General features: G+C 66.2%; 1 protein-coding gene (only partly in view). It reads right to left on the bottom strand.

Features of this window, described 5'->3' with window-relative positions; translation table 11 throughout:
* Positions 1–15,003, bottom strand: partial view of an Ig-like domain-containing protein gene (locus BLT40_RS05535; protein ID WP_090352066.1) — the beginning only. It extends 21,270 nt beyond the left edge of the window; 15,003 of the gene's 36,273 nt are visible here — the first part of the coding sequence; its start codon is at positions 15,001–15,003; its stop codon lies off the left edge, out of view.

The raw sequence follows: 15,003 nt of genomic DNA, 5'->3' as shown, positions 1-15,003 counted from the left end.
GATGGTCGCGCCGTGCACCGCCTGGTCGGGTGCGACGACGTTGCTGGTGACCAGATCGGCGAACGGGACCGGGTCGACGTGGAACTTCACCGCCTTCTGGTTGTTGGCTTCGTTGGGGTATTCATCGACGTTGAAGTCGCCGTCGGCGACCACGATGAGATAGACGTCGCCACGATAGGTGATCGGGATATCGATGGAACCCGACGCATTCGTGTAGCGCTCGGTCGGCGCCAGTGCGCTGCCGTTGTCGAACACGCCGACCAGCACGTCGTCACCGCTGAGCGTGCCGTCCAGCGAGAGATAGACCTTGTCACGCCAGTGGCCGCTGGCGGGCAACGGTCCCTGGTTAACGATGGTGTACTGGATGCCGACCTTCGTACCGGCGGTCACCGTCCCGGGAATCGCGACCGTATCCACCTGCAGATCCGGACGTGCCTGCAACACCACCTGCGACGCCGTGGAAGCGATGGTCAGATTGTTGTCGCGCGCGCTGCCGTACTCATAAACCTGTGCGGCGCTGTCCTTGCCCAGGTTGCTGTTGGTGATGACCTCGATGCGGTACAGGCCTTCGAGCTTCGACGGGAGGCGGATCTGCTCGGTGCGCGTGTAGGTCTTGCCGGCATCAAGCGGACGGTCATAGGTGTACGTGCCGAGCGTGATGGCCTGGCCGCCGCTGGTAGGGACCAGGAGCACGGTGTCGACCCATGTGCCCACGGCCTGGGCATCGCCCTGGTTGATCACCGTCCAGGCGACGTCGACGACGCTGCCTTCGACTGCGCTGGCCGGCATGCTGACGGCCTGCACGAAGAGGTCGGGCGACGGCGCGAGTTGCACCGGTACCGCGGCGCTGTGACCCTCGTTGTTGTCGCCGTAGATGAACTCGAACGGTCCGCTCGTGCGGACATTGACGTACCACGTGCCGGAAAGCCCGTTGGGCACGGTCACGTTGATGCTGCGCACGTAGCTGTCGCCGACCTCGAGCTGGCCGATGTGGCTGGCACCGCCGAGGTTGATCCGGCTGCCCGTGCCGTCGGCGTTGCTGCTGAGCCACACGCTGTCCGACCACTCGGCCTGATCGGTGATACCGATGCCCTGGTTCGCCACCGCCCACGTCACGGTGAGCGGCTGCCCGCTGATCGCCGTGCCCTGGGTCGAGACGTTCCGCACGACGAGGTCGGCATACGGCCTGGGCATCACATCGACGAAGTGATCGGCGGCCAGCGTGTCGTTCGTGGTGGAACCGTCCTGGAAGACCTGCTTCGTAGCATCCGCCACGACGTAGAGCTTGTACCGCCCGGTGAGGCCCGGAGGCAGCAGGGTGGTGAAGTCGCCCCGGTAGCTCTGGCCCGCGACCAGCGATCCATCATGACGCACCTCGCCGACGACGCGGTCGTCGCCGTTGCCGATGATGTCATCGGTGGACAGGATGATGCGGTCGATCCAGCCGGTGGTGTCGCCGGCGCCGGTACCCGCGTTGGTCACCGTCCAGCTCACCGCGAGGGTGGCCGGGTCGGCGATCAGCGTGGCCGGCGCCTGCACGGCGCTCACGACAAGGTCGGCATGGGGCGCCAGCTGAACGAGGACGGCGGTGCTCGCCGTATTGTCGGCACGGGAGTGGTCGTCCAGCACGCGGCCCGCGTCGGTGATCACGATGATCTCGTACTCGCCGCGTGCATCCAGCGGCACGGCGATGTCGGCGGAGGCGTCATAGCCTGCGCCGCTGGCGAGGCCACCGGTATGCACGATGTCGGCGAGCTTCGTCTGCTTGCCACCCACCGACAGGAAGACCTGGTCGACCCAGTCGCCCGTGGCGGCGCCACCGTGGTTGTCGACATGCCAGATGACGTGCAGGGATGTGCCTGACTGCACGGTCGCCGGGCCGCCGACAGTGACGACCGCGAGGTCGGGACGGGCGACGGTGACGCTGCCCGCGGCGGCGGTCGTGTTGTCGCCTTCGCCATCGCGCTCGTAGACGGTGTTGTCCGTATCGGTACGGACAACCCATGTATAAACGCCCTCGGCCAGCTGCGTCGGCACGCTTACCGTGATGGTGCGCGCCGCATGCGCACCGGCCGCCATCGCGTCGGTGTAGAACCGGCTGCCCACTTCCGTGAGGTTGCCGTTGGCGTCGCGGAGGTAAACGATGTCGCGCCAGGCGGTGGTCGTCGCGTCGTTGCCCGTGTTGTTCGCGGTGTAGGCGACCGTGACGCTGTCGCCCGGGCGGACGGCGGCCGGGCCAGACACCTCGGTGACGGTAAGGTTGGCCACCGGCGCGAGCACGACATGCAAGGGCGTGGACGACGTCAGCGTGTTGTTGGCGCTGCGGCCACCCTCGGTGACGGCGTTGTTGAGGTTGGTGATGACCTGGATCGTGTAGTCACCGACCAGGTCCCGCGGCAGCGTCAGGGTGGCCGTGGCGGTATAGCTGCCACCGGCTGCGAGGATGCCGCTGTGGACCACGGAACCCGCCAGCACCACATCGGCCTGGCCAGCGCGCGAAAGAACCACGCGGTCGTTCCAGAGGGCGACATCGGTGGCCAGGTTGCCGGCGTTGGTCACGGTCCAGGTGACCTTGATGCTCTCGCCGCTGTTCGCGCTGGGAGGCGAGGTGACCTGGGTCACCGCGAGGTCGGTGTACGACGCGATGACGTTGAGCGGCGTCGCCGTGCTGATCGTGTTCGCGCGGGTATCTGGCTCGAGCACTTCCGCGCGCGAGTCGGAGCGCACGAACAGGTAGTAGCCACCTTCCGCCAGCAGCGGCAGGGTCACGGCGAGGGCCTGGGCGTAGCTCTGGTTCACGCCGAGCACACCGGTGTGACGGATGCTGCCGATGACGATATCGTCGGCATTGCCGAACGTGCCGTCCTTGCTCAGCACGATTTCGTCGGTCCACGCGCCGCCGGTGATGGCGCCGCCCTGGTTCGTGACGGTCCATCCGAGGTTGATGGTCTGCCCACCGGCCGCCTGGGTGGGGGCGGTGAGCCCGCTGACCCTGAGGTCGGCATACGACGTGGTCGCCGAGCGCACGGTAGTCGCCGCGCTGTTGTTCGACTCGGCATCGTTGGTCAGATTCGCCTCGTACAGAACGCCGACGCCGGCCGCGTTCTGGTCGGTGGTGACGGTGATGGCGAGATTGCCAGCACCGCGCACGCCGTCGGGGAGCCGGAAGGTGTAGCTGCGCAGCTTGTGGCCGCCCGGACCGATCGGACCATTGGCCGTACCGTCGACCAGAGCGAGCGGATCGTAGGGGAGCGTGGCGTCGATGAGCACCAGCCCAACGTCGGCACGCGACACGGTGATGCGGTCGTTGAAGGCGGCGCTAGTGGGGCTGCTGCCGTCGTTCCAGTCTTCCCAGGTGACCGTGACGAGGCCACCGGCCTGGACGGTGGACGTGACGATCTGCAGGTTGCGGACGGTAAGGTCCGGGCCGACGGCTACGCTGCCGGCGACGACGTTATTCGCTTCTCCCGTACCGGCGGCGTTGGCCTCGGCGACGTCGTTGGCGCTGTCCGCGATCACGCGGATGGTGAAGTTGCCCGCCGCATCGACGCCGTCCGGCCAGGTGAACGTGGCGTGGCGCGCCTTGGTGGCGCCGGCGGCGAAGGGGCCGTCGTTCAGTACGTCGCGAAGCGTCACGGTGGCGACGATGCGACCCGTCGAGGCGTTGCGTACCTCGAGTGTTTCACTGAACGGCGCGAGGATGTCCGCGTTACCCGCATTGGCGGACGTCCAGTCGACGGCGACCTGCTGGCCCGGCACGAAGCCGCTGGACGGAGAAAGCGACAGACCGGCGACGGTCAGGTCCGCGTAGGGTGCGAGTGTGACATCGATGTCCAGGTGCGCCGTGTTATTGCTTTCGGCCGTCCCGCTGGCATTGCTTTCCTTCAGCAGGTTGTCCGAATCGGCGATGATCGTGATCGACAGCGTGCCGCTGGCGTCCACGCCATCGGGCAGGTGTAGCAGCGCGTGCCGGACGATGGCACCGCCCGCGGCGATGGGCGCATTGGACGGATCCGTGGCGTCGTACGGCAGCACGATGTCGAGAATGATCGCGCCCGTGGCGGCGTTGCGCACCACGACGCGGTCGTTCCAGGTACCCGTGGTGGCGATCGAACCGCGATTCTCGAGCGTCCAGCTCAGGTCGATGGTCTGGCCGGTATGGATATCGCTGGCCGGAGCGACGGCGACCTGGTTCACCGCGAGATCCGGTGCGGGGTTGGTCACGAGCGTGTCCAGCACGACCGTTTCGGTTACGGGCACGTGCACCATGCGGAAGGCGACGCCGGGCGATGTCGCCGTGCCGTTGTCGAAGCGTTCGACGCTCAGCGTGTAGCGGCCGCTCAGAGCCAGTTTCGGCAGGTCGAAGCCGGTGCCGGTGAGACGGTAGCGGTATACCTGTGCATCGGTGTCGTAGACGCCTTCCCATGACGCCAGGAAGCGCGTGCTCATCACCGGGTGGCCATTCGGGTCGAGAATCGTCCAGGCGATGGGGGTTGCCGACGTGTCGGTGGCAAATTCGCCCGGCAGCACGTCGAAGTAGTAGCTCTCACCCGCGACCAGATCGAAGCCGTACGTGCGCACTTCATTGAAGGCAGGGGTGGCGTCGATGGCCGTATCCAGCGGTGTGGCGCTGACGTTTTGATCGTCGATCACGTGGAACCGATACGCCGCCGTTGACGTATTGCCGTTCGTTATCACCAGCGTCCAGTGGCCGGCGGGAACCATCACGGTCGGATTAACCGTCCAGGACCAGTAACTGTATGAGCCCGCGACGGACGAGCTCATCAACGCCTGGCCGTCGTCGCCGATCAGGCGCCAGGTAAGGCCGCTGGACGAGTCGAGGTTATCGAAGGTCAGCAGATGGGGTTCACTGAGCGTCAGGCCGTAAGAGACCTGGCCGAGCTCCGTGAGCGAACCGGAGGCGATGCTGCCGATGGGCAGCGGCGTCTCGGACACGGAGACCGAGAAGCCCACCGGGATATCACCCGTGTACCAGCTGCTGGATACGATCACGAGCAGGTAGTCGCCCGGCACGATATGGAGCGTGCCGCTCGAGTAGTCCGCCGAACCGCTGGCGACGACGTCGCCCAGGTACGACACAAGCTTCCACGTGGCGCCGCCATTGTTGTAGATGTGCGAGCCGGGGTCATACGCGAACATGCCGTTCTGGTCGACCGTCACGCGATAAGCGAGGGCCTGACCATCGGGATGGAGGATGCCGGTGGCACCGTTGCCCGACACGATGCTGGAAGCGCCGTCGAGGCTGGACAGAGTGAACCGCGTGTCCTGCGCATAGCCGTCGACGTTGGTGAACCGGATCGTGTAGCGTCCGCCGTCGGCGAGATGGATAGCCTGCGTGCCCAGACCGTTCAGGGCATGCGCATAGACGAGGATGCCATGCGCGTCAAAGATCTCAACGTTGGCGCGCAAGTTGCCGTTCGCGGATCCCAGCCATAGCATCTGTCCGGCCGTCGCGTCGAAAACGTAATCCCGGTAGCCCGTACCCTGCAGCGTGATGGCGGCTGGCGTGCCGATGACGATCGGCGATGCGACCGGAACGCCGATGGACACGGTGACATCGAAAGAGCGCGTGTACGACGAGTTTCCGTAGCTGTCGCGTACCAGAAGGTAAGTGCCCGTGCGAGGCATGGCGGCAACGCTGTCGCCCGCGGAGAGCGTAGCGACGCGATGGCCGAACGCGTCATAGAGCGACCAGGTGCCGTAGTAGTCCGAGCCGGAGAGCTGGAAGACCGATCCTTCACTGGCATCGAGCCGCCAGGCGTCCGCGTAACCGTCCATGTTCTGGCTCGAGATCCCGTCGCCCGGGGACAGGGCAGGGGCGTTGTCGAGGTCGATCAGTCGTGCCGAGAGATAATTGGGCCACGCGTTGTTGACGCGGAGCTCGTAGTTGCCGGCGTCGAGTGAGAGCAACAGGCCAGCATCGGCACCGACGCCTGTGAAGTGTCCCTGCTCGACGGCAACGCCATTTCGGTAAAGCGTCCAGGCCTGAACGGCACCATTGAACTGAGTGATGTCCACGAATACGTGGCGTGGCGTGTCGAGGTCGAACCTGAGCGACGCGCCGTCCTGCAACGATTGATTCTGGCCGTACGAAAAATCCGTGGGGCTCTTGAGAGCGAAGGTGACCGGTGCGCCGTCCGGAAATGCCGCCGAGGGCTGGATTTTGACCAGGAGCAGGTAGCGCCCGCCGCCAATGTATGTCGGGTAAGGCGTTTGCAACGAATCTGTCCGTACGAGATGGCCGCTCTCGTCATACAGCTTCCAGGTTCCGTAAGCTCCGTCCCGAAAGCCGAAGGATTCCGTATTCGCGCGGAACGCCCCATTGCCGGTCAGCCAGAACATCGCGGGTTGGGAGGCGTCGGCGGCGATATGCACCGGTTCATCGAGCGCGATCGGCATCGCCATCTGCGTGTCCAGCAAGCGCACGTCAAAGGCGGCCGCGGCACCGTCGGCGAAGAACGTGACAACGTAGCGGCCGGGGTCGAGTGTGGCGAGCTGCATGTCGTCATAGTTGTCGCCCAGGTTGCCGGAAGCGACGATGCCATGGATGCCGGTCACGACCCAGGTAATCGTGTCTGGCGCGCCGCCCGTCGTAAGAACGATGGGCGTGCGGTTAGCGAGGTCGATACTGTAGCTGGCCGCAAACTGGCTGCCCTCGCGACCGGCGGGTGCGATGTGCAGCGTCTGGCCCGGCCTGGCGGAAGGCAGTGCCTCGAAACCGCCGTCCACTAGCGTGACGTCGACCGTCGGCGATGCATCCGGATCGGTTTGCGTCCAGACCAGATAGTAGATTCCGTCCGCCTGGAAGCTCGGCAGGAGCGCGGGAGTCCCCGTCGCTCCCGAACTGATCACCTGGCCATTGTCGTCAAACAGCGTCCACTGCGCGGGCATGGCCGAGTCGGCATCCATACTGCTGGTCAGCAACAGCTGCTGACCCGCCTTGCCATCGATGCGCTGGAACGCAGGCGTGGTGCCCGCGAGTGTGAGGCTGGTCGAACCGGTGGCGGCCGTGGCCGTCGCCTTCGCAAGGTCGAAGAACGCGAACCGGTAGGTCGTTCCCCAGTTGTAGGAGCCCTGGGCGCTGGCGATCGAGAAGCTGTAGTCGCCCGGCGACAGATCGAGAACCATGTAGCGCTGGCTGCTGTTGTTGTCGACTTCGAAGCGCTCGCCCGTGGCAAGATTCGTGAGCACGACATTGTCGTAGCCGAAGGCGAAGCCGACGGCGTAACGCCCGGCATGGTCGACATGCACCGTGCGGATGTCGACCGCGCCCATCTGCGGGACGCGTCCGTCGTTGACCGTATCGACGATCGCTGGCGTGGGGCGATTGATGAAATAGTCCGCCGTATAGCCGGACTGCAGCAGGTCGACGTACCAGAAGCCATCCGCCGTCGCGGTGAAAGTCAGCAGCCCGCCGTTGCCGTCCCCGCTGGACAGGTCGGCCAGCACCGACAGGTCACTGCCATAGATCACCAGACGTGCCTGCGCCGCGGGCGTGATGTAGTACGTCTGTCCTGCCTTCACCGGGATCGCGGTCAGCGTGCCCGTCATGGCCGTGGCGGTCGGATCGATCGGCGTCGCCGAAGCAAGCGTGAGCACGGAGAAGTCGAAACTGACGTTGTCGCCTTGGTTCGTGAAGACGAGGCGATAGTCACCCGCGCCGAGTCTGACCGTCGGCCACTCGGTGGAGTTCATGGAACGGCTCCCGGCGACGGCGTTGCCGGTACTGTCGAGCAGGCTCCAGGAGACGGAATACAGATAGTCCTGCGTGATCAGACGGAACAGGTCGGCTTGCTGGACGTGTAGCGTGAACGTCTGGGTGGTGCCCGCCTGCAACGCCACCGTCTGGCTGCCGCCGTCGGTGATCGCCACGTCGGGGGACGCCTGACTCCCCTGATTCGTGCGGGCGGCTGTCAGCGTCAGGCGCCCGGAGCCGTACGATCCGTTGACCCGGATGTAGAACCGGCCCGAGGCATCGAACAGGACCGTGACGGACTGGCCGCCGCTGGCGTAAGTCACCGTATCGCCCTGGGTGTCCAGGATCTCCCACGACAACGACGACGCGTTCTGATCGGTCGACGTGAGGGTGTACGTGTCGCCGGGCTGGCCTTCGATGCGGACCCATGCCGAGTCCGTGGGGCCGTGCAGCTCGACATCGACCGTACCTCCGTCGGCAAGCCGGGGAGCGTTGGCAAGATCGAGCACCGTGACCGTGGTGATCGCATCGCCTTCGCCGGAAGCTTCCGCCGACCGCGCGGCGAAGGACGGCGGCTGTTCGCCGTCGCCGCGTTGCCGGTCGAACTCGAGGCGGTAGCTGCCCGCCGCAAGCGACAGGGGATTCGCCTGGTAGCCCGTGTAATTCCAGTCGACCACGGCGTGGCCACGCGCATCGACGACGCGGTAGAAGGCGTAAATGTCGCTGCCAAGCGGCAGGACGATGGCGATCTCCGTATCGTGCGTCAGTTCGAAGCCGAAGACCTGGCGATAATCGTTCGTGTCGTCGATCGTCAGCGGTACCGCGGTACCCAGCGCGATCGGCTTGACCACGTCCTCTACCGGCGTCGCGCTGAGAGCGAACGTGATGCTGCCCGACGCACCCTGGCTCCGGGCCACGATGAGCCGATAGCCGCCGCCCGCGAATCGACGCGAGCCGGTAAACGCGCCCTGACCCTGATCGATCGTCTGTCCGTTCCGCACGATCATCCACGCGAGATCGTTCTCGTCGCCGTCGGTGATCTGAAGGGACAGCGCGGTCACGGCGGTATCCGCGGGCAGCGCGTAGACCGCGGCGGACGCGTCATCCACGAGCGTCGCGCCGATGGTCGTCGCGCCGGCCGGTGTGGCCGCATCGAGGTCAAGCAAGGTGAACGCGAACGGGGTGCCCGGTTCGCTTGCGCCGACGAGCACGGTGTAGCGCCCCTTATCCACCCAGGATGAGCTTCCGTCGCGCAGCACTGCGTAACCGTTCGCATCGAGCACGGTGATCTGGGTGCCGGCGTCACCGTTCCAGATAAGGAAGTTGCCGCCGGTGGCGACGTCCAGCGAGTACGCCGCGACGCCCGGCTGCTCAGGCGTCTGGCCGGTGACCGTGCCTGACGGCAGCACCGTCGGCACATAGCTTGTCGCGGCAACATCGTAATGACCGTCGTCGTTGTCGCCGCCCCCGTGGACCACGAGGGTGTACCGGCCTTCGGCGACGGGCCCGAGTCTGAACGTGCCTGCCCTGGTGGCGTCGACCACGATCGACCCGTCGGGACCCCGCAGAGACCACGTCATGTCGCTTCCCGCGGAGGCGAAGGTCACGGCCAGCGACTGACCCGGAGCGAGGTCGACGGTCCAGAACGCGGAGCCGGACGCCTGCGGCAGGGCGGTCGCGACCGGACCAGCGTCAAGGGAGGATGCGGACCACGATGAAAGGCTCTGAAGCCCATACGTGGCATCGTCGCTCGTGGCTTGCACGAACAGAACGTAGTCGCCCGACGCCAGATAGCGCGGCTCCCCAGCGAGGGCTCCGATGTCGCTCCAGACTCCATCGACGCCGTGCCGCATGAGCTTCACGCGGACCCCGTCCGCGGATACCGGACTGTCGATCTGGAACAGGCCGCCCGCGGGTACGCTGATGGCGTACGCGACGCCGTCACCGGTACGCGCCAGCGTGCCCGAAAGTTTACCGTCCGCAGGCAAGGCGGGGAGCCCCAGCGACGTGATGCTGAGGGTGCCGGTCGCATCGGTCTGGCGGATGGACTGAGCGAGTACGAGGATGTAGCGGCCGTCATCCAGCAACGGGGTATCGATCGATGTCGTCGAGGTGCCCGATGTCACAAGGACACCGTCCGCGCCATAGAGCTTCCATGCCGTGTCAGGCATGCCGGCGACCGCGATGCTCAGCGCGTGCGGAGAACGCACATCGATGCGATAGATCGCCGAATCGCGGCCAGCCGGGATCGTGACGGCGGTATCGCCGTCGAACGCCGGAGTCGCTCCCGCACTATCGACGCTGTGCCAGGCGAACAGCGCATCGTCGGCAAGCGCCTCGACGGTGAGGGTGTAGTCGCCCGCGGCGAGCAGCAGTCCGAGCGTGGCAGGATCGCTGCCGTCGTGGATCACGCCGCCGATCGCGATGTGCCAGCGCACGGCGCGCGATCCGGTATCGCGTAGCAGTTCGCCAAGCGGCAAGATCTGGTCGTAAGCCACCACGAGGCGAACGCTTGCCTTATCGCCCGCATGGGCGAGGGTCCCGCTGAAGTCGGTGCCGAGCGTGACACTGTCGATGGATGTCCCGGGCTGCCCCGCCTTGCGGGTCGATGCGATCGTGTACGACGCACCTGCCGCACCCCGGATGACCACGATCCTGTCGACGCCGTTCGCCAGCGACCTGCCGATGGCCGCGCCGGTGACCGGGCCGTTGGCCGAGTAAACGCGCTTGCCCGCGCCGTCGTAGACATCGACGGCGACCTCGCCTGAGACGGTCAGGGCGAGATCGGTGAGATCGGCATCGGCCTCGATGCGGTAGACAGCGGTGCCCGTGGCGTCAACGCTGGCCTGGGTTACCGCATCGAACGGTAGCGCCGCCAGCGTGCCCAGGTCGACCAGGCCGAGATGGAAATCGCCGACGAAGCCGTCGCCGCCGATTTCCAGGGTGTACGTGCCATTGCCCAGGGAAACGGGCAGGGCGGTCGAGCCGGTCCCCCGGGCGACCTCGCTGTTGTCCGCGCCACGCAGTATCCAGGTGAAGGCGGAGCCCGCGTCCCCGCCGATGAGCAAGCGCGTCGGATAGTTCAGTGCGACGCGCCAAACCTGCGGCACGGACGGTTCACTTGCATGGCCACTGACGCCGGCACCGGGGGTGGCGTCGCCTTCGAAGGCACGCAGATGCGTCACGCTGGTGTCGATCGGTGTGCCGGAAGGAGCACCGGCCGCGCGGAGTTCGATGAACCAGGTACCTGCCGAGGGGACCGGAAGGATCAGCGTGCCGTCCGCACCGTAACCGGCTGTCCAGCCGCCCTGCCTCTGCCCGTTGGCGTCGAGGAGATACACCTCGAACGTCTGGCCGCTCTGGCTCGCGGCGAGCTTGACGTAGTCGCGCACGCCGGCGTCCAGACGGTAGACGACGGCGCCCGTCGACGGCAGCGAGGTGGCCGCGAGGGTATCGACGGTGAGCGTCGTCGCACTGCCGAGCAACAGCACGCGGAAGTCGATGTCGCCCGTGGCGAGTCCGCGCGGGGTGATCGTCAGGCGGTACGTTCCGGCATACGGCAATGCCGTGCCGTTCGTGACATCGCGGAACGCGGAGGATCCGGTCAGCTGCCCCTCGGGACCGGTGAGTGTCCAGTCGACATCGTCGCGCTCATTGAGCGCGTCCAGCAGCAGGACGTCCGGCCTTGCCAGCGTGAAGTCGTAGCTCCAGGACTGTCCAGGCGCGGCGATGACATCATGCACGCTTTCGCCGGGTACCAGCGTTCGCACTTCACGCGTGACGGAAAGCACGCTGGTGGCCACGGTAACGACCTGACCCTGCACTCCCGACGGGAAGACGACCAGCGTGTAGTGTCCCCCTCGCAGCGTCGTCGCGGTGGCGTTGTAGTACGTCGCGCCGTAGGCGACGATCTGGCCGAAACTGTCGTAGAGATTCCAGTACGCATCGCCGCCCGTGGCGGTGAGGACCGGAAGGTAGTCGCCCGCGGCCAGATCGAGCCCGTAGATCGTGTGGTCGCTCATCGTGAGCGTCGCGCTGGCCGTGGCGCCGGCGGCAAGCGGTGCCTGCGCCGCGCGGCCGATCATGGAGAAACCGAAGCCGCCCACCGCGAGATCGCTGCGCGTCAGCGTCAGAACGTACGTGCCCGCCGGAAGGCGCAGGAGCATGCCCGTGCGGTCGAGGTTGCGTGAGGTGAACTCGACGCCGCGAGGACCGGTCAGGCTCCAGAGAGTGTTGTTATCGAACGCGGTCGGGGCGAAGTACACCATGTCCGCCGCATCGAGGGTGAAGCCATAGCGGATCGACTCCCCCGGCGACGCGATGCTTCCGGTTACCGGCGTATTCAGCGCAACGGGCCTGGCGGTGACCGGTCGCTGACCGATGGTGAAGTCGAGCGAGAGCGACTGCCCGGCCAGATTCGATCGCGGGATGATCTGCAGCAGGTAGTCACCTGTGCCGGTCAGCGCGATGCTCGCGGCGTCTGAGAAATAGTAACTGTCGTAAACGACCCTGCCGTCGGGGCCGAGAAGACGCCAGCCAGCGGCATTCGCGCCACTGAGAGCCTGGAAGTAGATCTGCTCCCCAGCCTCACCGTGCAGGTGGAAGCTGCGAATCTGGTCGCCGGTGCCGTTGGAGGTCACGACCGTGCCAGGCATGACATCCGGCGCACCCGACGCATCGAGAAGGCGGAGCCGGTAATTCGCCGGCGTATTCACCGTGTTCCGCACGGCGAACGTGTATTCGCCCGCTTCCATCCAGAAGGGGCTGCTGTCGCTTGTCGCCGTGTACCAGCCCACGCGAACGGAACCGTCGCGCGTGATGCTCCACTGCACATTGGACGACGTCGTACCACCGATCGCGTCGAACGTGACCCAGCCCGCGTGGGCCATCGTGAAGGTATAGGAGGCAGCGGATGCGCGACCGGCCAGGGAGCCTGCGATGGCGTCGTTGAGCGCGAGCGGCGCGCTGGGCGCATCGACCTGGCTGATAGTCACCGTATCGCGACCGGTTCCCGTCGCGCCGTAAGAGCCCACGGCCAGGAACGTGTAGGTCCCGGAGATCGCCACGTCGTACACATAGTCCGGCAGTAACGGGTCGTACTGGCCAACGACCGTGCGGCCGTAAGGGTCGATCAACACGTAGGTCGCATACGACCCGGTGTAAGAGGTGGCGATACTGAGCCGCGTCCCTGCCGTGGCGTCGACGCGCCAGGCCAGCGTGGCGCTGGCTGGCGAGCGTGTGCCGGTCGTCGGCTGGCCCAGCGGCATGCTGTTGGCCGCCGATGCGTCGATCAGCTGGAACGCGTAGTTGCCGTTGTTGTAACTCCACTCGGAAGAGGCGCCTTGCGCGGTCAACGTGTAGTCACCCGCGACGAGGAACAGCGCGATGTCGCCGCTGTAGATCTGACGCTGGTCGAAGACGACGCCACCAGGGCCGCTCAGCGACCAGATGGCAGACGAGTACGGACTCTGGCTGTCGAAGGCGAAGACGCCGTCGGTGCTCACATGGAAGCGATAGACCGCCTGGGCATCCCACGTGCCGAGCGCACCCGAAACCACGCTGGAAGGGGTCAGAGGCAGCGCGTCCGCGGGCGGCTGGACGGGCGTCCCGCCGGTCGCATCCGGGCTCGACTTGCCGATAGCGAACGCGAACGTACCCGTCACGCCCGGGTCGCCGTCGACCACGAGCTCGTAATCACCCGGCGGCAGGCCGTTGGCCGCTACGTCGTCCTGATCGCTGGACAGGTATCGGCGCGTGAATCCGCTGCCATAAGCACCCGTCAGAGACCACGCGAGTCCGCTGGTCGCCTGTGCCGTGTCGAAGACCAGGGAAGTCGAGGCATCCAGATGGAAGCGGTAAACGCTGCGCTGACCGGACAGGCCCACGGCGCCGCTGATGCGCGAAGCGAGATCGAACGAGGCCGGATCGAGGGTGGTGACGATATCCGGCACGGCCTGGAAAGAGAAACCGAAGTCGGTCTGGGTCTCGCTGGTCCCCAGGGCCAGCGTGTAGCGCCCGGTCGTGCCGGCGACGAACCTCAGGAACGCCGCCGCCGAATTGCCTGCGTTGACGGCCCGGCCGTAGGCATCGAACAGGCGCCAGGATACGTAACCCTGCGACGAGGTCAGTCCACTCAGTGCGTAGGCCTGGCCCTTGACCAGATCGACGGTGTAAAGCCGCCGGCCGTCCGCCGCGCCGATCGTGTCGTTTACCGTGGCGCCCGTCACCACGGAGGTTGCGGTCGCCGTGCCACGGAGCACGAATCCGCTTGGCGTCGTCCCCGGCGCGCTGAAGGCCGAGGTCACGGTCACCGTGTAATCGCCGGCGTCGAGCCAGTAAGCATCCCGCGATCCGGCACTGCTGCCGTAGTCATTGTCGACGAGCTTGCCGGCGGGTCCGGTGAGCGACCAGAGATAGTCGGGACCGGAAAGGCTGGTGAACAGGACGGACTGCGCCTGATCGACGTGGAAGTGGTATCGGTATTCCTGGCCCTGACCGGGTGCGAGGAAGGTCTCGACCTTATCCAGCGAGGTGTCCTGATCGGTGTCCGCGATCGTATTCAGCTGGAACGAGAAGTCCACGGGCGCGGTGTTGGCGATGGCGCCCTCGATGACGAGAAGGTACTGGCCGGCATACGCCGCCGTAAATCCCGTGTGGCCGTTGACCGAGGCATTGCTGCCGGTGTCACGCCCGTACGGGTCCACGAGGCGCCAGGTCGTGTTGGCATAGGTGCCGTCGGACGAGGCGAACTGGCCGTCGAAGCTGAATTTCTGACCGGCACTCGCATCGAAGCGATACACCGCGGAATCGTTACCCCGCGTGAGCGATCCGCTGGTGGACGCACCTACGGCGACATCGGCGGCCGCCTGGGCGTCGATGATCCGGAGGGCGTAGCTGCCCACCGCGTCATCGGTGCCGTCGATGCTGAGCGTGTACGTGCCGGCCGCAAGGTCGAACGCGGGAGAGCGGTACCCCGCATCCGTATAACCAAGCGCCGCGGTGCCCACCGTTCCCGACGGCCCGCTCAGCGTCCAGCTGATGTCGCTGCGGTTGGTGAGGCTGTCCAGGACGATCCGACGGTCGTCCTGGAGGGTGAACTGGTAATGGTTCTGCTGCCCCGGCGCCGTCAGGCTGCCGTCGATCGCGATCGCCGCCGGATTCACATCTCCCGAGAGCAATACCCTTGGCTCCAGCGCCTCGAACCGGATCGCGGCTGGCGCGTTCTCCGGCGGCGCGCTTTCCTGACCCAGATCCTTGCCCGACGAGCGATTCGACGACGATTCCAT

This window comes from Dyella sp. 333MFSha (assembly GCF_900102405.1).
GTDB lineage: Bacteria > Pseudomonadota > Gammaproteobacteria > Xanthomonadales > Rhodanobacteraceae > Luteibacter > Luteibacter mycovicinus.
The sequence above is the reverse complement of the archived record's forward strand: the minus strand, read 5'-3'. Positions and strand labels throughout refer to the sequence as shown.